16 protein-coding genes and 1 riboswitch are annotated in these 18,286 nt (G+C 72.0%); of the genes, 8 read left to right on the plus strand and 8 right to left on the minus strand.

All coding sequences use genetic code 11. The annotated features are described in order from the left end of the window. The first annotated feature begins 24 nt into the window (after window positions 1-24). Window positions 25-738: a TetR/AcrR family transcriptional regulator gene (locus FHU30_RS14930; RefSeq protein ID WP_253876204.1), complete on the plus strand. Its 714-nt coding sequence runs from the start codon at window positions 25-27 to the stop codon at window positions 736-738. A gap of 563 nt (window positions 739-1,301) precedes the next feature. Here FHU30_RS14930 and bldC read toward each other — a convergent pair. Together bldC and FHU30_RS14940 are read right to left on the minus strand one after the other, a co-directional pair. Further along, window positions 1,302-1,505, minus strand: coding sequence for a developmental transcriptional regulator BldC (gene bldC, locus FHU30_RS14935; RefSeq protein WP_012850682.1), 204 nt, complete (start codon window positions 1,503-1,505; stop codon window positions 1,302-1,304). Between the two features lie 255 nt (window positions 1,506-1,760). Next, window positions 1,761-2,858 carry a DUF8083 family protein gene (locus tag FHU30_RS14940; RefSeq protein ID WP_253876205.1) on the minus strand — a complete coding sequence of 366 codons (1,098 nt, stop codon included), beginning with the start codon at window positions 2,856-2,858 and terminating at the stop codon, window positions 1,761-1,763. A 249-nt stretch (window positions 2,859-3,107) separates the two neighbouring features. Between FHU30_RS14940 and FHU30_RS47065 the strand changes: the two genes are divergently transcribed. Continuing rightward, window positions 3,108-4,190 (plus strand): Glu/Leu/Phe/Val family dehydrogenase, encoded by a 1,083-nt coding sequence (locus FHU30_RS47065; RefSeq protein ID WP_253876206.1) that lies wholly within the window; start codon window positions 3,108-3,110, stop codon window positions 4,188-4,190. 312 nt (window positions 4,191-4,502) lie between these two features. Next, entirely contained in the window at window positions 4,503-4,712 is a 210-nt protein-coding gene (locus FHU30_RS14950; protein WP_253876843.1) for a DUF3073 domain-containing protein, read from the plus strand. 249 nt (window positions 4,713-4,961) lie between these two features. Here FHU30_RS14950 and FHU30_RS14955 read toward each other — a convergent pair whose 3' ends face one another. The 3 genes from FHU30_RS14955 to purF form a co-directional block, all read right to left on the minus strand. Next, window positions 4,962-5,684, minus strand: coding sequence for a SanA/YdcF family protein (locus FHU30_RS14955; RefSeq protein WP_253876208.1), 723 nt, complete (start codon window positions 5,682-5,684; stop codon window positions 4,962-4,964). A gap of 187 nt (window positions 5,685-5,871) precedes the next feature. After that, window positions 5,872-6,903, minus strand: a complete 1,032-nt coding sequence (gene purM, locus FHU30_RS14960; RefSeq protein ID WP_253876209.1) for a phosphoribosylformylglycinamidine cyclo-ligase — start codon at window positions 6,901-6,903, stop codon at window positions 5,872-5,874. A 261-nt stretch (window positions 6,904-7,164) separates the two neighbouring features. Continuing rightward, window positions 7,165-8,622 carry an amidophosphoribosyltransferase gene (gene purF / locus FHU30_RS14965; protein WP_253876210.1) on the minus strand — a complete coding sequence of 486 codons (1,458 nt, stop codon included), beginning with the start codon at window positions 8,620-8,622 and terminating at the stop codon, window positions 7,165-7,167. Between the two features lie 135 nt (window positions 8,623-8,757). Between purF and FHU30_RS14970 the strand changes: the two genes are divergently transcribed. After that, window positions 8,758-9,126, plus strand: a complete 369-nt coding sequence (locus FHU30_RS14970; RefSeq protein ID WP_253876211.1) for a DUF4190 domain-containing protein — start codon at window positions 8,758-8,760, stop codon at window positions 9,124-9,126. Window positions 9,127-9,218: 92 nt separating this feature from the next. On the opposite strand, the gene FHU30_RS14975 is transcribed toward FHU30_RS14970, so the two are convergent. Both FHU30_RS14975 and FHU30_RS14980 read right to left on the minus strand, forming a co-directional pair. Then, a complete protein-coding gene (locus tag FHU30_RS14975) occupies window positions 9,219-9,863 on the minus strand; it encodes a LamG domain-containing protein (protein ID WP_253876212.1) in 645 nt (214 codons plus the stop codon). Between the two features lie 377 nt (window positions 9,864-10,240). After that, window positions 10,241-10,681 (minus strand): sterol carrier family protein, encoded by a 441-nt coding sequence (locus FHU30_RS14980; protein WP_253876214.1) that lies wholly within the window; start codon window positions 10,679-10,681, stop codon window positions 10,241-10,243. Between the two features lie 681 nt (window positions 10,682-11,362). Here FHU30_RS14980 and FHU30_RS14985 point away from each other — a divergent pair. The 3 genes from FHU30_RS14985 (at window position 11,363) to FHU30_RS14995 (ending at window position 16,541) form a co-directional block, all read left to right on the plus strand. Continuing rightward, complete coding sequence (locus FHU30_RS14985; RefSeq protein ID WP_253876215.1) at window positions 11,363-13,759, plus strand: serine/threonine-protein kinase; 2,397 nt, start codon at window positions 11,363-11,365, stop codon at window positions 13,757-13,759. A 253-nt stretch (window positions 13,760-14,012) separates the two neighbouring features. Then, window positions 14,013-15,188, plus strand: a complete 1,176-nt coding sequence (locus tag FHU30_RS14990) for a S8 family peptidase (protein WP_253876216.1) — start codon at window positions 14,013-14,015, stop codon at window positions 15,186-15,188. Between the two features lie 199 nt (window positions 15,189-15,387). After that, window positions 15,388-15,560, plus strand: a riboswitch (cyclic di-AMP (ydaO/yuaA leader). Window positions 15,561-15,563: 3 nt separating this feature from the next. Further along, entirely contained in the window at window positions 15,564-16,541 is a 978-nt protein-coding gene (locus tag FHU30_RS14995; RefSeq protein WP_253876218.1) for a coiled-coil domain-containing protein, read from the plus strand. A 168-nt stretch (window positions 16,542-16,709) separates the two neighbouring features. On the opposite strand, the gene FHU30_RS15000 is transcribed toward FHU30_RS14995, so the two are convergent. Beyond that, window positions 16,710-17,852: a hypothetical protein gene (locus FHU30_RS15000; protein WP_253876220.1), complete on the minus strand. Its 1,143-nt coding sequence runs from the start codon at window positions 17,850-17,852 to the stop codon at window positions 16,710-16,712. Here FHU30_RS15000 and FHU30_RS15005 point away from each other — a divergent pair. Next, window positions 17,799-18,281 (plus strand): pyridoxamine 5'-phosphate oxidase family protein, encoded by a 483-nt coding sequence (locus FHU30_RS15005; protein ID WP_253876221.1) that lies wholly within the window; start codon window positions 17,799-17,801, stop codon window positions 18,279-18,281. The genes FHU30_RS15000 and FHU30_RS15005 overlap by 54 nt on opposite strands. Window positions 18,282-18,286: the final 5 nt, after the last annotated feature.

Consider the following 18,286-nt stretch of genomic DNA (forward strand, 5'->3'; position numbering starts at 1 on the left):
CGCGGCCTCGGATACCCTTCCTGGGTGGCAGATCGTGCAGCGACCGGGGGCGCTCGGCGTCCGAACACCCGCGAGCGGCGTCCCGGCGGCGCCCGCCAGGGCCGGCGCCGGCTCAGCGTCGACGAGCGGCGCGACGAGCTGATCGAGGCCGCGCTCGAACTGTTCAGCACCCGTCCGCCCGAGGACGTCTCGATCGACGACGTCGCCGCGGCGGCGGGCGCGTCGCGCGCCCTGGTCTACCACTACTTCGGCGGCAAGTACGAGCTGTACCTCGCCGCCCTCGGCAACGCCGCGCGCAAGCTGGCGGTGCTGCTCGAACCGCCCACCGAGGGGACCCCGATCGACCGGCTCCGCATCTCGCTGGAGCGTTACTTCGACTTCGTGGAGAGCCACGCCGCGGGCTTCACCGCGCTGCTGCGCGGCGGCCCGGCCGACCGCTCCGGCGAGGTCGGCGAGATCGTGGACGGCATCCGGCAGCTGCTGCTCGGCCGCATCCTGTCCGCGATGGAGGTCGAGACCCCGACGCCGGTCCTGCGCATCACGCTCCGCTCGTGGATGGCCTCGGTCGAGACCGCCGGCCTGGACTGGCTGGAGAACCGCGACGTCACCCGGCCCGAGCTCGAACGGCTCCTGGTCGACCAGCTGATCGTCCTGCTGCACGTCGCGGGCCAGCACACCCCCGACATCGCCGAGCTCTTCGACCGCCTCGCCGAAGCCGAGCTCGGCACCACCGACTGACCACCCCACCCGCCCGGCGCGCGCAGCCTCCCGCCCCGACCGTCCCGCGCCCGCGTCACGCTCGGCGGTTACGCACCCGCGCCCGCGTCACCCTCGGCCGTTACGAGCCCGCACCGGCATCACGCTCGGCCGTTACGAGCCCGCACCGGCATCACGCTCGGCCGTTGCGCGACCCGCGTCCGCTCCGCCGCCCTGCCCGGCCGTTCCACGCCCGCGTCCGGTCGAGGGTGTGGTCACTGCGGGGTGAGGACATCGTCACTGTGAAGGGGACGACGCGGGCGCGTTGATGTGATGTCGCGGCGGACAGGGTGGTCGCTCCGTCACGGAACGCTGTCAGGGGCCGGGCATGGCGGATGTCCCGGTCGCGTGGCGAACGGGACATCCGTTTCGAGCGGTGAGTGGTCCGAGACCGCGGTTCTCGGATGACCGCGGTGCCGGACCGTCGGCCAGGAAGCGGCTGAACCCCCGCCCTGCGGACGGTTCCGTTCAGCGGCCTCCTGGCCGCCCCCCTGTTCCTGCTGTACACGACCGTCCGCGCCGAGGGCTCGGCGGGACGGCGCGCCTCACTCCGAACGCTGCTGCGGGATGCCCGCGAGCAGTGCCCGCACCTCCGCCTCGCGGTAGCGCCGGTGGCCCCCCAGGGTGCGGATGGACGTGAGCTTCCCCGCCTTCGCCCACCGCGTCACCGTCTTGGGGTCGACACGGAACATCGTCGCCACCTCCGCCGGCGTGAGCAGCGGCTCGGCCTCGGGTGTACGTGCTGACATGTGTGCGGCCTCTCCTCCGTGGACCGAATGACAGCGATCCTGCGATTTGATCTCGCGCGGTCACTGATGTCCCCTATGGCCCGAAAGAGCCACTATGACATCACAACGTGTAACCTTGCCACCACTCATCGCAACAAGCAAGTACCTTTGCCACCCCTCGTAGGGATTCGTGTCGCATCCGTGTGGTCACTGGGTCACGCTCAGTGATTCTAGCGACACGTATAGTCGTATCGCGCAGGGATTCAGGAAATTTGTTCAGTTCGCCGTGCGGCGGGCCCGGACGGGCCGCCAGCGGGCGAGCAGGCGCCGGTACATCGCGGCCGTCAGCTCGGCCTCGCCGCGCGCCATCCCGGCGAGGGCCACGGCGGTCTCCCCGACCGACTCGTCGGCCCGCAGCGCGGCGTCGTCCAGCAGGTGGACGAGCCCGCCGTAGTCGAGCTCCACCAGCGAGCGCGGATGGAACTCCTCCAGCCAGGAGCCGAGCGCCGCGAGCCGTCCGGCCGCCAGCGCGACCGGCTCGTGGGCCCGCTCGCCGAGGTGTTCGCGGACGACGGGGAGCGCGGCGGCGATCCGGCGGCGCGCCTCCGCCATCGGCGTGACGTAGATGAGGGTACGCGTAGCGGAGGCCGTCGTCGGCCCGCGACGGGCGTGTTCACCGCATTCGTCCGGCGAATCCCCTACGGAAGGCGCTTCGCCCTCGCTCGGTCCGCCGTCCTCGCCGGGTCCGCCGCCCTCGCCGGGTCCGGCCCCGCCCGGTCCGGCGCCGACCGTCGCGGTCGGACCCGCGCCCGAAGGCGGCCCGGTGCTCGCGGCGGCGCCCGTCCCGCGCGAGGCGAGGCCGGGTTCCTCCAGGTGGCCGCGTGCCGCGCTCCGCCCGAGCAGCAGGAACCGCTCGGACGGGTCGAACGGCACGAACCAGTCGATCGGCACGTGCCAGGTGCTCGTCCGGATGTGCGGCCGCAGCGTCCGGCCGCCGTCCCGCCAGTGCGCGAACGCGCGCTCGGCCCGCTCCGCCTCGTCCGGCGGGACGAACGCGGCGGCGACCGACGCCGGCGTCTCCTCGCGGAACCGCTCGAACGCCAGCCAGGACCGCAGCCGGGTCTGCCACGGGCACACGTAGATCATGCCGCCGGTCCGCCGGACGTAGGCGTCCCGGCACTCCAGCCGCGGCGCGACCTCGGGCGGGTAGCCGGCGAGGCGGCGCGCGGCGCGCCGGTGCTCGACCTCCAGGGCGTGGATCCGCCGCGGCCGCCGCCGGGAGTCGGCGTAGGCCGTCCACAGGGTCCGGGCCGGTTCCGGGAAGGCGGTAACCGGCTCATATACCCGTAGGTACGCGGCGTACGGAAACACCACCGCATCGTTACATGAGTCCGGCCGAAATGCGGGCCGGTTGGGCCGCGTGAGACGCGCGTGTTACCTCTCCGTCCCTGATCAAGGGGTTCCGGGCGCCTCGCGGGACGTCCGGACCGTCCTTTCGGACAGGCCGTGCCGCCCCGGGGAACCGTCCCGCCACACGACACCGCGCTCCGTAGCGGGGTTCTGCCGCCGTGGTGACATCCACCACCTTTAGGCTGATCTCAAGACAGAGAGGAGGGCACTACCGTGCCTAATGTCTTCGGGTCGCCCCACAAGGGCACCGAACCCCGACACGAGCAGGTCGTCTTCTGCCAGGACGAGGCCAGCGGCCTGCGCGCGATCATCGCGATCCACTCCACGGCCCTCGGCCCGTCGCTCGGCGGGACGCGCTTCTACCCCTACGCGTCGGAGGAGGAGGCCCTCACCGACGTGCTCAACCTGTCCCGCGGCATGTCCTACAAGAACGCGCTGGCAGGGCTCGACCTCGGCGGCGGCAAGGCCGTGATCATCGGTGACCCCGGCACCGACAAGTCCGAGGCGCTGCTGCGCGCCTACGGGCGGTTCGTCCAGTCGCTGAACGGCCGCTACATCACCGCCTGCGACGTGGGCACCTTCAGCCCCGACATGGACCTGGTCGCCCGCGAGAGCGAGTTCGTCACCGGACGGACGGTCGAGCACGGCGGAGCGGGCGACTCCTCGATCCTGACCGCGTTCGGCGTCTTCCAGGGCATGCGGGCCGCGGCCGAGCACGTGTGGGGCTCGCCCACGCTGCGCGGCAGGCGGGTGGGAGTCGAAGGCGTCGGCAAGGTCGGGCACCGCCTGGTGGAGCACCTTCTGGAGGACGGCGCGGAGGTCGTGATCAGCGACGTCAGCGAGGCGGCCGTCGCGCGCGTGCGCGAGCGGCACCCCGAGGTCGCCACGGCCGCCGACAGCGCCGCGCTCGTCCGCGAGCAGCTGGACGTCTACGCCCCCTGCGCCCTCGGCGGCTCCCTCTCGGACGAGAACGTCGCCGTGCTCAGCGCCAAGATCGTCTGCGGCGCGGCCAACAACCAGCTCGCCCACCTCGGCATCGAGAAGCAGCTGGCCGACCGCGGCGTGCTCTACGCCCCCGACTACGTGGTCAACTCCGGCGGTGTGATCCAGGTCGCGGACGAGATCGAGGGCTTCGACTTCGACCGCGCGAAGGCCCGCGCGACGAAGATCTTCGACACCACCGGGAAGATCTTCGCGCTCGCCGCCGAGGAGGGCGTCCCGCCCGCGGTCGCCGCCGACCGGCTCGCCGAGCGGCGCATGTCGGAGATCGGACGGCTGCGCGGCATCCTGCTCTGATCCCCTTGCCCGCCGGGGCGATCCGCGGTTCCGACGCGGCTCTCCCCGGCGGGTCCGGGGCGTCCCGGGCACGTCCGCCGACGCGGCGCGCGGCCGCGTGTCGGGCCCCGGAATCCGCCCTCCGACCACCGGATACACTGGTGTCCTCCGCAACGAGCATCTCCGCCACGGGCTGACGATGTACCGAGCCGGGCGCAAAACGGGTACGGTTGTATCCGTGACTGACGCATGGCTCATCAGGCATCGGTTCGTGTGGTACACGCGCGCGTTGATGGGCCCACGAAAGCCCTGACCATCGAGGGGGTCGAGCCAATGGGTCGCGGCCGAGCCAAGGCCAAGCAGGTAAAGGTTGCCAGGCAGCTCAAGTACAGCAGCGGCAACACAGACCTCGACCGCCTGCAGAAAGAGCTGGGTGTTCCGGACTCTCCGGCCGACGACGCCTATGACGAGCTCGCGGAGAAGTACGCCGACTACGCCGACGACTACGAGGGCCAGCGCAAGAACGGCACCTCGGGTCACTGATCGGCTCTTGGCGAAACGCCACCGCAGGGACGCTCCCGTCCCGCGCGGTGGCGTTCGCGTTTCTGTGACCCGTCCCACAAGCGACGCACATCACACTCCCCGCTTGTCCGCTTCGTCCTTTGGACGAGCAGCAGCCCGTTTCGCCCTTCGGACGGGCGGCAGCACGCCGGTCATTAGCGGAATGCTCGTGATTGGCCGCTAGCGGCGAGTCCGTAGCCGGTTCGTAAGAGCCCGATGTCGGCTGCGCGGCTAGTGGCGGGGCTCGGGGACGGCCAGGGCGGTGTGGACGCCGGGTTCGGGCGCGCCGCCGATCTTCGGGCCGGGCTTGATCGTGACGCTGCCGACGGCCTTGAGCATCGCGAGCGGCTCCCGCAGGTAGCCGTTGATCGTGGCATCGGTGCGTCCGCCGCCCATGCTCTGGTCGCCGACGCCGTACGCGTCGATCCCGGCCGCCCGGCACAGCGCGACCGCGCGCGGCAGGTGGAACCGCTGGGTGACCACGGTGGCGCGCGTCACACCGAAGATCTGCTTGGCCCGGACACACGAGTCCCACGTGTCGAGCCCCGCGAAGTCCCGGACGATCCGGTCCGCGGGAATCCCTGCCCTGATCAGGTAGTCGCGCATGGTCGTCGGCTCGTCGTACTGCTTGGTCCGGTTGTCCCCGGAGACCAGCAGCACCTTGACCTTGCCGCGCCGGTACAGCTCGGCCGCGAGGTCGAGCCTGCGGGCCAGCAGCGGCGACGGCTCGCCGTTGGCGATCCCGGCCCCCAGCACCAGCGCGACAGGCGTCTCCGGCACGCTCTCGGGCGTATGCCGGTAGCGGGCGGTATCCGCATAAGCCCAGCCAGTCGGCAGCAGAGCCGCGAACACTCCGAGACCGGCCAGAACCGCCAGCGGCCCGGCGCGGTGCCGCAGCTTGGCCCTGGCCTTCACCAGCGCCGTCCCGGCGGCCCGCACCGCCCGCGTCCCCATCCCGCTACCGCTCACACCCTGTAAGACGCGGCCGAGATCACGAAAGTTCGCGCCGCCACCGCCGGTCGCGGGGAGCGGAGCGGCGCGTAGCGCAGGCGTAGGTGCCTCGCTCGGGCGTAGGCGCCCTGCTCAGGCGTGGGCGCCTTGCCCAGGCGTAGGTGCCTTGCCCAGGCGTGGGGGGCCTTGCTCAGGCGTAGGTGGAGTTGCCGGTGCCTTCGACGGTTTCGCCCAGCAGCCAGGACGGGACGCCTCGGGCGTTGAGGAGGGCGATGGCGGCGTCGGCCGTGTCGGGGGCCACGATCGCGACCATGCCGACACCGAGGTTGAAGGTCTTGTCCATCTCGGCCTGGGGGACGTCGCCGTGGGCACGGAGGATCTCGAAGAGCGGCGGGATCGTCCAGGAGTCGCGGCGCAGGACGGCGTCGACGGTTTCCGGGAGCGAGCGGGCAAGGTTGCTGGTGAGGCCGCCGCCGGTGATGTGGGCGAACGCGCGGACGCCGCCCGTCTCCTTCACCAGGGCGAGCATGTCCTTGGCGTAGATCCGGGTGGGGGTCAGCAGCTCCTCGCCGAGGGTGCGGCCGAGCTCGTCCGGACGCGCCTCGATCGTCAGGTCGCTGTTCGCGAGGATGTGCCTGACCAGCGAGTACCCGTTGGAGTGGATGCCGGACGAGGCCATCGCGACGACGGCGTCTCCGGGGCGGACGCGGTCGGGGCCGAGCAGCTCGTCCGCCTCGACGACGCCGGTACCGGCGCCCGCGACGTCGAACTCGTCCGCGCCGAGGAGGCCCGGGTGCTCGGCGGTCTCGCCGCCGACCAGCGCCGCGCCCGCGAGCGCGCAGCCCTCGGCGATGCCGCCCACGATGTCGGCGATCCGCTCCGGGACTACCTTGCCGCAGGCGATGTAGTCGGTCATGAACAGCGGCTCGGCGCCGCACACGGCCAGGTCGTCCAGGACCATCCCGACCAGGTCGTGCCCGATCGTGTCGTAGGTCCCGAGGCGGCGGGCCAGGTCGACCTTGGTGCCGACGCCGTCGGTCGAGGTCGCCAGCAGCGGCCGCCGGTACTTCAGGAACGCCGAGGCGTCGAACAGGCCCGCGAAGCCGCTCGCGTCGTCCACGACCTCCGGACGGCGCGACCGCGCCACCCGCGCCTTCATCAGCTCCACGGCGCGCTCGCCCGCCGCGATGTCGACTCCGGCCGCCTCGTACGAGGTGCTCATGATCCCCCCGGCCCGCCGCACGGCGGGTCGCGTCCTCGGCCCGCCCTGATCCGCGAGCCTCCACCAACGCCCGCGCTACCGCGGGCTCCTGCGTTTCTTCGGTTGTATGCCCGGGCTCGTGCGCCCGCACGTCTGAGGGTCGTGCACCGCGCGTCTGAAGCTCGTCCACCCTCGCGTCTGAGGCTCGTGCGCCCGCGCGTCTGAAGGCGGTCGGCCTTTTATGCGCCTCAGCCCGCCGTCCGGGACGGGCTGAGGCGACGGTCAGCGGCGGATGGTCTCCAGCAGGTGCTTGCCGCGGGCGGCCTCCTCGACGGCGATCGGGTAGACGCCGTCGAAGCAGGCCCGGCAGAGCCGGTCCTTCTGGATCTGGGACGCGGCGATCAGCTCGTCCAGGGAGATGAAGCCGAGCGAGTCCGCGCCGATCGAGTCGCGGATGCCCTCAACGTCCAGGTTCCCGGCGATCAGCTCGGCGCGGGTGGCGAAGTCGATGCCGTAGAAGCAGGGCCAGGCGACCGGCGGGCTGGAGATCCGGACGTGCACCTCCGCCGCGCCGGCGTCGCGGAGCAGGGACACGACCTGGCGCTGGGTGTTGCCGCGGACGATCGAGTCGTCCACGACGACCAGGCGCTTGCCCTCGATCGCCTCGCGCAGCGGGTTCAGCTTCAGCCGGATGCCGAGCTGCCGGATGGTCTGGGACGGCTGGATGAACGTCCGGCCGACGTAGGAGTTCTTGACCAGGCCCTGCCCGTAGGGGATGCCGGACGCCTCGGCGTAGCCGATCGCCGCCGGGGTGCCGGACTCCGGCGTCGGGATGACCATGTCGGCCTCGACCGGGTGCTCGGCGGCGAGCCGGCGCCCGACCTCGACCCGCGTCGCCTGGACGGACCGCCCGGCGATCGTGGTGTCGGGGCGCGCGAGGTAGACGTACTCGAACAGGCAGCCCTTGGGCCGGGCCTCGGCGAACCGCTCGGACCGGACGCCGGCGGCGTCGATCGCGATCAGCTCGCCCGGCTCGATCTCGCGGACGAACCGGGCGCCGACGATGTCGAGCCCGGCGGTCTCCGACGCCACGACCCAGCCGCCGTTCTCCTCCAGGGAGCCCAGCACCAGCGGCCGGATGCCCTCCGGGTCGCGGGCGGCGTACAGGGTCGTCTCGTCCATGAAGACCAGCGAGAACGCGCCGCGCGTGACCGGGAGGATCTCGCGCGCGGCCGCCATCGGGCCGCCCTCGCGGGTGGCCAGCAGCGCGGTCAGCACCTCGGTGTCGGAGGTCGCGGTGAGCGCCCCGCCGTCCAGCCGGGCGGCCAGGTCCGGGGTGTTGATCAGGTTGCCGTTGTGCGTGAGGGCCAGCCCGCCGTGGTCGGTGGACCGGAAGGTGGGCTGCGCGTTCTCCCAGGTCGGCGAGCCGGTGGTGGAGTACCGGCAGTGCCCGACCGCGATGTGGCCGCGCAGCGTGTTCAGGACGGACTCGTCGAAGACCTGGGCGACCAGGCCCATGTCCTTGAACACGACGATCCGCGAGCCGTCGCTGACCGCGATGCCCGCCGACTCCTGTCCGCGGTGCTGCAGCGCGTACAGGCCGTAGTAGGTGAGTTTGCTGACCTCCGCCCTGGCGGCCTGGTCCTGTGGGACCCAGACGCCGAACACGCCGCAGGCGTCCTGCGGAGGGCGGTCGGAGGGATCGATGTCATGGCTCAGTCGTCCATCACCGAGAGGCACGCTGGCCAGTCTAAAGGCCTGTCCGTTCTGCTCCGATCGGTGGAGTCCTTAATGGACCTTTACCCGCCCGCGCCACGGCCGGACGTCCGGGCGCGCGAGTGTGGGGACTCGACTTCAGGGGGAGGGCCGTTGCCGATGACCATGCCGGGCTACCAGACGCGGACGCCGCCGAGGGCTCCGGAGCGGCGGGGCCTGGCCACGGCGTCCCTGGTGCTGGGTCTGGTCGGCCTCCCCGCGCTGCTGCTGTGCGGGGCGGGGCTCGCGGCGGCGCTGGTGGGGCTCGTGCTGGGTGCGGTCGCGGCGCTGCGGGGGCAGTCCCGGGGCCTGGCGGTGGCGGGGGTCGTGTGCTGCGCGGTGACACTCGCGGTCGGCGCGGTGTCCCTGGTCTGGCTGCTGAGCAAGGCCGCCCAATGCGCCGATACGTCCCGGTATCCGGACGACTACGGGCGGCAGCGGTGCATCGACCGCGAGTTCCCGTTCACGAGCGGCTCCCACGCTCCCTGATCTCCGGTCCGGCTTTGGACCAGGCTTCCGGTTTGGGGGCGATGTGAGATCGGCTACACCTTCGTGCCTGATCGGGAGCGACGCGGCGATCGTCACTCTTTTGCCGCCAGAGCGCGGACGGCCTGCTCGTCCAGGGCGGCGGAGTAGACGCGGACGTCGGCCAGCATCCCGGACATCCCGAGCTTTCCGGGCTCGGCCCCCAGCGACAGCGGGCCGCTCGGCGTCACCACCGGATGCTCTAGCGGAATGGCCACATCGAGCTGGCCGTCCACGTACAGGAACATGCCCTGGGTGTCGACGACGAACGCCAGGTGCGTCCACGCGTCCAGGGCGAGGCGGGCGTGGCTGTCCATGTACTCGGGGCCCTTGATCGTGAAGAGCTGGACGCGCAGGCGCATCGCGTCCGGATGCAGCCAGATCCCGATCGCGCGGGCGTCCCCCTCGGCGACCTCCTTGAACAGCAGCGCGCGCCACTCCCCCGTCGGGCCCTCCGCGACGCTGACGCGGAACGCCGTGGTGAAGCCGAAGACCTGGCTGAGCACCAGCTGCGGAACCGCCGGCACGACCGCGCGCCCGCCCGTCCCGTCGAAGGCCAGCGCCTCCCCATCGCCTCCGGGGACGATCCGGACCCCCTCGTCCAAGGTCATCGCCGACCCCCCGCCGGTGGCGTCGGCCACCCGGCGGCCATCGATGTCCTCGACCTCGAAACTCCAGTGCGCGACGAGCACGGCGCCCACCTCCTCCCGGCATCCGGGCGCGGCGTCCGGGCCTGACCGGTGCCCTCCACCGTCCCAGCGCCCGCCCCCACGAACAAGGCCCAACCCCTCCGCCCAAGATCCCCTGCCCAGCCTCGGCACCACCAACCCGGCACCTGGACTCCGACAGCTGACCCGGGCAGCTAAGCCCCAACGCACCCGGCCGCCAAGAACGCCTCGGACCGGCCCCCCAACCATGACCGAACCGGGACCGGAGGCAACCGGACCGGGACCGGGGCGGCCTGAACCGGGACCGGACCGGGCCGAGAGGGGTGAGCCGGACCGGGCGGGGCCGGAGCTTGGCACCACCGCCGAAGAATCAAGAAATCCGCCCCCAACGTTCCAAGCCCGCCGCTCGTTTAGGTAGGTGAGAGAGGCAGATGGTCGGAGAGGTCCGCACGGGACCCGCTGGCCCGGACACGGCGGTCGCGGAGGGCGTCGTCCCAGGCCAGGTCGCCCAGGGCGAGGGCGATCCAGGTGTCGGCGTCCATTTCGACCACGTTGGGCGGGGTGCCGCGCGTGTGGTGCGGCCCCTCGATCGCCTGGACGGCGGCGTGCGGTGGGACGCGCACCTCCACCGACCGTCCCGGAGCCAGCTCGGCAAGCCGGTCGAGCAGCAGCCGGACGGCCCCGGTGACGATCGGACGCGCGGGCTCGACACCTGCCGCGCGGGCGGCGAGCAAGGTGTCGAGCGCGGCGAGGCGAAGAGCGGGCGTCTCGTCCGACCCGGCATACGCGGGCAGCCCGAGCAGGGCGCGCTGCTCATCCAGCAGCTCACGGGAAAGCGGTTTACGCGGCATCCCCGCCGACGCTACCCAACCCCCGCCCCACATGCCGCGCCCCAAACCGAACAGCGCCCCAACCCCCCACAAAGACAGAGGAGACCCAAAACGAATCAAGCAACCAAGCCAGCGAGCGCCGAGAACCACACCCCCCGGCCGTCCCCCAACACAGACCGCCAGAACCCCGACCAAACCCAGCCCATGAACCGAGCGCGTTCGCGGACCGAGCGCGGCCAGACGCGGCCTGGGCGCCAGCCAGAAGCGGACCGGACGCGGGCACGGACCAGCGCGGCGAAGATGCGGGGGCGGACGCATGGTCGACGCGAACCGGGCGCGGCGCAAACGCGGACGCGGTCCAGGCGGGAGCGGGCGCGGGGCGGACACAGGGAAGGCGCGGGTGCGGGTGCGGGCGGATTGGGGCTGGATGGGAGAGGGGGCTGGTGGGGGAAGACAGGGGGTGAGGACGAGTGTGACGAAACGGGCGTTCGGTGCCGCTGGTGGAGGTGGGGGAAGAACTGGAGTCTCGTTGGGGCGGCGCGGGCGGGGGTTGGCTGGTGACGGATCGGGTGCGGTCGTCTCCGCCGCGCCATCGGCCGGCAACCGGTAGAAAGGGGAGCGGTGCCGACGCGGGGGACGAAACAGATTTCACGGAAGTACGGGGGGCTTCTCCCCCGGTGGTAGAACACGGAGGGTGCGTAGATGGCAGAGGCTCTGCCCCTGCAACCCGGCGATCCCGAGCGGCTGGGCGACTTCCCGATTACCGGCCGGATCGGCGTCGGCGAGCAGGGCGCGGTCTTCGTCGGCCGCGCCGCGTCCGGACGGTCCGTTGCGGTGAAGCTGCTGCATGTGCGGCTGAGCGGTGAGCCCGAGGCGCGCGCCCGGTTCGCCGCCGCGTTCGCCGGCACCCGCCGCGTCACCGGGTTCTGCACCGCCGAGGTCCTGGCCGCGGATGTCGAGGGCGATCGTCCCTACGTGGTGTCCGAGCTCGTGGACGGGCCGTCCCTGGCCGAGCTGGTCGCGGACGAGGGCCCGCGCGGACCGGTCGTGGTCGAGCGCCTCGCGGTCGGCCTCGCCGTCTCGCTGGCCGCCGCGCACCGGGCCGGAGCGGTCCACCATGACCTCAAGCCCGCCAACGTGCTGCTCGCGCAGGTCGGTCCGCGCGTGACCGACCTCGGCGTGATCTCCGCGCTGGAGGCGGTCAACGCCGCCCCGGCGACGCGTGCCGCCGAAAGTCCGTCCTACCTGGCGCCCGAGCAGCTCAGCGGGCAGGCGGTCGGGGAGCCCGCCGACATCTTCGCGTGGGCGACGACCCTCCTGTTCGCGGCGACCGGCGAAGCCCCCTTCGGGGACGGCTCCCCCGCCGAGATCATGCAGAGCATCGTCTACGACGACCCGGACACCGCCGTCCTGCCCGAGGCCGTCCGCGATGCGGTCGCGGACGCGCTGGACAAGTCCCCCTCCGAGCGCCCCACGGCCGCCGACCTACTCCGCCGCCTCCTGGACGGCCCGCTCGCCGGACGCATGCCCGCCTCCCTCCGCGCCGAAGCCGAAGCCCTCGCCACCGGCGCCAGCACGAGCACCGCCACCGGCACCCACGACCCCGCACAATCCACACGAGACGCCTCCACCACCCCCGGCCCGACCGCCACGCCCGGCCCGCCCAGCGCATCCGCCACTCCCGGCCTGCCCTCCACACCTGGCCAGTCCGGCTCGCCCGGCGCGTCCGGTCCGTCCGCTACGCCCGGCGGGTCCACTCCGTCCGGCACGCCCAGCGCGTCTGGCGGGACTGGTGGGACTGGCTCTTCTGGCGCTATGCAAGTGGGTTCGGGAGGTGGTGGTTCGGCGGCTGCGCCCGGGCTCGGGGCGCCTGGTGGCTTTGGTAGCAGCGTGCCGTCTGGGAGTGGCGGCGTGCCGGGGGCGGCGGGCGTTCCGTCGGTGCCTGGGGCGGACTCCCCGGGCGGCGGAACCGGCGTGCCGGGGGCTGGGCCGTTCGCGGCTGGTCGGCCTTCGTCTGAGGGTGGGGGTGGGGCCGCTGTTTCGGGGGGTTCGCCATCTGCGTCTCATGGGGGTGTGCCTGCTGCGTTCGGGGGCGGAGCGGCTGCTTCTGGGAGTTCTTCGGGCGGTGGGTTGCCGACCTCAGCGCTTGATGCGGAAGTCGGTTCGGCTTCGGGCACGTCGTCTGGAGATAAGGCGTCCGGGGCGGCAAGTGACGGGCCTAGCACGATGTTGGATCTGCCCAGGGTGTTGCCGCCTGGCGCTCCGCAGGGAGCTGCGCCCGGGACGGTCGACGCGGCTTCCGGGAACGTTTCGCCGCCGCTCGCAGGTGGGCCTCCGGTGCCGAGCACGCCTCGTCCGCCTGGTGGGTGGCAGGGGAGCAGTCGGGCCACGGCGCGGGATCTTCCGGTCACCGGCGCGGCACCGAGCTCCGGCGTGCCCTCCCCAGGCCCCGGCGGACCGGGCGGCGCGGTTTCAGGTGGCTCCGGGGGTGCGGTTCCGGGGGCTGGGTCCGGTGGGCCGGATTCGTTGATTCCGGGGATGCGGCCTGTGGGCGCCGATGACAAGGGGCCGGAGACGGCCGTGCTGTCGTTGGCCGGGTTGCGGGCGGCGCGGCCGCGGTGGCGGCGGCCTGGCAATCATGTGATCGGTGTCGCGGTGTCGCTGGCCATCGGCGTCCTGGTGGGGATCGCGATCATCGCGCTGGTGCTCTGGCCGCAGTTGCGCGGGGACGACGGGGACAGTCATTCCGGACGCAACACCGCGGCGGACGGGCATCCCGTCAGCACGATCCCGGACGCCTTCGCCGGCACCTGGAAGGGGACGGCCGTCAACCCGCAGCGCGGCGAGTCGTTCCCGCTCCAGGTCACGCTGCAGGCGGGCGCGAAGTCGGGCACCGCGGTGTATCCCAAGGAAGGGTGCTCCGGCACGCTCGCTCTGACGAAGGGCACCGGCGCCGAGCTCCAGCTGGCGCTGTCGATCAGCAAGCCCTGCACGAGCGGCGACGTGAAGATCAGCAAGCAGCCGGACGGCTCGCTCAAGTACGCCTGGACGAAGCCGGGCACGAGCCTCGCCTATCAGGGCAGCCTCACCAAGGGATGACCCACGCCCCACGCCAGCGCCGCTCGCCCGGGCTGGGCTGGTGGGGTGGTGTCCGGAATGGGACGGGGTGGGGGCGGGGAAGGGGCGGCTGAGCAGGGGTGGGGGCGGGCAAGATCAATTAAGGGCGGGGGAAGTTCACCCGATTGATATGTCCGTTATGGGGATTGTGGTGTGGAAGGTGCATTAGGGTTCCGGGGTCGGTGACCTCGATCTTGGCCGCGGTGCGTCCGATGCCGTGGCAGAAGGAGCTCTCTTGCGGGCCGTCCCCCGAAGGCTGCTGCTGGCCGGTGCGATCGCGTCCTGCGTGGGCGCCGCGGCGGCGATCCCCGCCCTCGCCTCCGCCGATTCCAAGCCCAAGCCGGTCCAGGTGACCGCCGCCGAGGGCACGCCCATCGCGGGCCAGTACATCGTCACGCTGAAGGACGGCTCGTCGCCCACCGCCGCGGCGGGCCAGGTCGGCGCGACCTCCGTCCAGGACTTCGGCGACGTCCTCAACGGGTTCGTCGCCCGCCTCAACCCCGGCCAGCTGGACAAGCTGCGCAAGGACAAGCGCGTCGCCGCGATCGAGCAGGACCAGCTCGTGCACGCGACCACCACCCAGAAGTCGCCGCTCCCGTGGGGCCTGGACCGCATCGACCAGCGCAGGCTGCCGCTGTCGAAGTCCTACTCCTACAAGGCGACCGGCAAGGGCGTCACCGCGTACGTCATCGACAGCGGCATCGCCTGGAGCCACCCGCAGTTCGGCGGGCGCGCCAAGGTCGTGTGGACCGCGCCGCGCTTCAAGAGCAACGGCTGGGACTACAACGGCCACGGCACGCACGTCGCCGGCATCGTCGGCTCCGCCAAGTACGGCGCCGCCAAGAGCGTGCAGCTGCGCGCGCTTCGGGTGCTGGACGAGAACGGCAGCGCCCCCGTGTCCGACGTCGTCGCCGCGGTGAAGTGGCTGCGCGGCCACGCGGCCCGTCCGGCCGTGGCGAACCTGTCGATCGGCGGCGGCAAGTCCGCGGCGCTCGACACCGCCGTCGCGAACCTGTCGAAGTCGCGGGTCTTCGTGACCGTCGCGGCGGGCAACGACAACAAGGACGCCTGCCGGTTCTCGCCGTCGGGCGCCCCGTGGGTCGAGGCCGTCGGCGCGACCACCTCGCACGACAACCGCGCGGACTTCTCGAACTACGGCAAGTGCGTCGACATCCTGGCCCCGGGCTACGGCATCACGTCCACCTGGCCGGGCGGCGGCACCGAGGTCGAGAGCGGCACGTCCATGGCGTCCCCGTACGTCGCGGGCGTCGCGGCGCTGTACCTCCAGTCGCACCCGAAGGCGGACTTCCCGACCGTCCAGAAGTGGCTGAAGGACAACGCGACCACCAACGTCCTCAAGAACCTGAAGACGGGCACGCCCAACCGCCTGCTCTACAAGGGCGGACTGTAGGACGCTCACGCACCGTCAGGACGACCCGGTCCCGCCTTCGGGGCCGGGTCGTCCCGCGTCCGGCGGGACCGCCCCATCCCGTTCCGCGCCAGGGGTCGTCCCAGCAGCCCCAGGGGTTTAATCTTTGGCGAGGCAACACCCAGTTCCTTGCAGTTTGTTGGTGTCCGGTCGGTGACCGCCCGTGATCGAGGCGGCAGGCTGGCCGGACGAGCCGAGTCCCGGACGCCCCCGTCCGGGAGCCGGGGACCCATCCGCCGGACGCCTCCCCGTCCGGCCGGGGTGAGTTCGCGGACGCCGCACGGCGCCGCGATAGGGCGGACTCCCGCGCCCGAACCCGTCAGCTAACCCGGTAGGCCGACCAGGAGAGGAGAGGACGTGGAGCGCCCGACCTCCACCCGACGCAGGCGCCGCTTCACCCTGGCCACCCCCCAGGCCCCCACCGGACGCCGGCGTGGACGCCGCGCGGCGCTGGCCGCCGCCGCGGCCGCCGTCGTGCTGCCGATGCTGTCGAGCACCGTCCCGGCGGACGCCGCGCCCGGCGACAGCGACAAGATGGACAAGCTGAACAAGCAGATCGCCCAGCTCGACAAGGAGTACGGCGGCGACCTGGCCCAGCTCAAGGACGCGCAGTGGGCCGCTAAGCAGGCCATCAAGAAGGCCGACGACCTGCGCGGGCAGCTCGACGCCTCGCGCACCCTCGTCGCCCGTCTCGCCGCGAACCAGTACATGACCGGCGGGCAGGACCCGGGCATCACGGTCGTCGCGGCGGGCGACCCGTCCGACCTGCTGAACACGATGAGCCTGGCCAGCCACGTCGCGCAGAACCAGTCCGCGCGCGTGCAGCAGATCGCCAAGCTGGTCGCCGACCAGGAGAAGGCCCGCCAGGCCGCGCAGGGGAAGATCTCCGACCTGCAGAAGAACCTCGCCGACCTGAAGACCCGCAAGTCCCAGGTGCAGAAGCTCATCAAGAAGTACAAGCCGGAGTCGCCGAGCGTCGGCATGGGCAACGTGACCCCGCGCATGCTCAAGGTGAAGCAGACCATCGACGCCGAGTTCGGCCCGTTCCCCACGATCGGCTGCTACCGCGGCGGCGCGGACGCCCAGGACCACGCGACCGGCACGGCCTGCGACTTCATGGAGTCGTCCGGCGGCGTCATGCCCACCGCGGACCGCATCGCCAACGGCTACTCCGTCGCCAAGTACGCGATCGCGCACGCGTCCGACCTCGGCATCAAGTACATCATCTGGCGCCAGCAGATCTACGACATGCGCAACCCGGGCTGGCGCGGCATGAGCGACCGCGGCGGCATCACCGCCAACCACTTCGACCACGTCCACATCTCGGTCTTCTGACCCGTCCGCATAAGCGCAGTAGCGGACGACCGGAACGACCGCGCCTGAGCGGTGGCCGCGAAGCCACCGCTCAGAACGCACACGGGCCGCTCGCCGCGATTGGCGCCCGGCTCTCCGGAAGGACGGCCCAGGCCACAGAAGGACGCAGGGTCCGTCGTCCGGCGCAGGTCAGCGGGAGTACTTGAGGATGAGGCCGTTCGTCGCGGGGTAGGCGCCCCACTCGGTGAGGCCGGTGGACCAGAGGGACGGGCTGCCGGGGATCGTGAACAGGTCGCGCGCGGCGACCCACTTGCCCTTGACCTTCGGCAGCGGCGTCGGAAGCCACCTGCCGCCGGTCACGTGGTAAACCGGGCAGCCGAGTCCTGCCCCCAGGGTCGTCCAGAAGCCGCCCTTGCCGTCCGGCAGGATCGAAGCGACGCCGCCGTGCTTGCCCGGGCCGTCGAAACGGCGCCAGGCCTTCCCGTCCCAGCGCAGGACGATCGGGTGCGCCTTCGCTTCCCCGTTGACGTCCATCTCCAGCGTCCCGGCCACCAGGACCTCGCGGGACGAGCGGGCGGAGACGGCCACGAGCTTCGGCCCCTCGCCGTACGCACCGACGATCTTCGGCGTCGGGACGAGCTTCCAGGACCGTCCGTCGTAGTGCGCGACCTGGGACGTGCCCTCGCCCATCTGGTCGGGCTGGGCGACGATCGCCCACATGTCCTTGGACGACAGCGCGCTGACCTTGAGGACGGCGAACCCGGGCGGCGTGACGCGCGTCCACGTCCTGCCGTCGTAGTGCCAGTCCCCGACCGGGCTGTCACCGCCGCCGCGGTTACCGAAGAGCCAGACGTTCTTGGACGAGAACGCGACCGCGTCGGAGAACTGCCCGTAAGTCTTCCACCGGTGGCCGACCTTCCAGCGCTTGCCGTCCCAGTGGAACGCGTACTGGTAGCGCTGGTTCCTGCTCCCGGCGTAACTGCTTCCGAACGCCCACGCGTTCCTGCTCCCGGACGCCGCGACAAGGTTCAGCTCGTTACGCCACCGGCTGTCGTTCGTCCGGCGGAACTCGGACGGCAGCGGCGTGACGCTTGATGCGCCACTGCGGCGCGGGGGCGGCCCCGACGGCCTGCGTGACCAGGCCGGAGAGTGTGGCGAAGGCGGCGACGGTGACCTCGCATGCTCCGACCGCGCCGGCTCCGCTCGTTCCGACAGAGCCTTGCGGACGCGGACGGTCGATGTACAAAGGTGAGGAGCGTCGGCGCGAGGGAGTGGGCGATGCCTGCGGTGATGACGGTCGAGGAGCGCGAGGCGTTTCTCGCCGAGGCGCACGTCGGGGTTCTCGCCGTCGAAAGGGAAGGCCGGGCGCCGCTGGCCGTTCCGATCTGGTACGACTACGAGCCCGGAGGCCAGATCGTCCTCTGGACCGGACGCGATTCGGTGAAGGGCAAGGCCATCCGCGCGGCAGGACGGTTCAGCCTCGCGGCGCAGTCGGAGGAGCTGCCCTACAAGTACGTCACCGTGGAAGGCCGCGTGGTCTCCGCCGACGAGCAACCGTCCCGCGAGCAGGCGCTCACCATCGCGCGGCGCTACCTGCCGGGAAAGGTGGCGGACGTCTATGTGGACGGCGCCCTCACCAAGGAATCCGTACTGATCCGGATGCTCCCCGAGAGGTGGCTGAGCAGCGACCTCGGGAAGGACGTCCCGGCAGAGGTCATGCGCGCCGTCGAGGCCCAGGCCGCGGATCCCGAGCGGCGGTAGAGGAC

It is taken from the genome of Actinomadura rupiterrae, from assembly GCF_024172125.1.
GTDB lineage: Bacteria > Actinomycetota > Actinomycetes > Streptosporangiales > Streptosporangiaceae > Spirillospora > Spirillospora rupiterrae.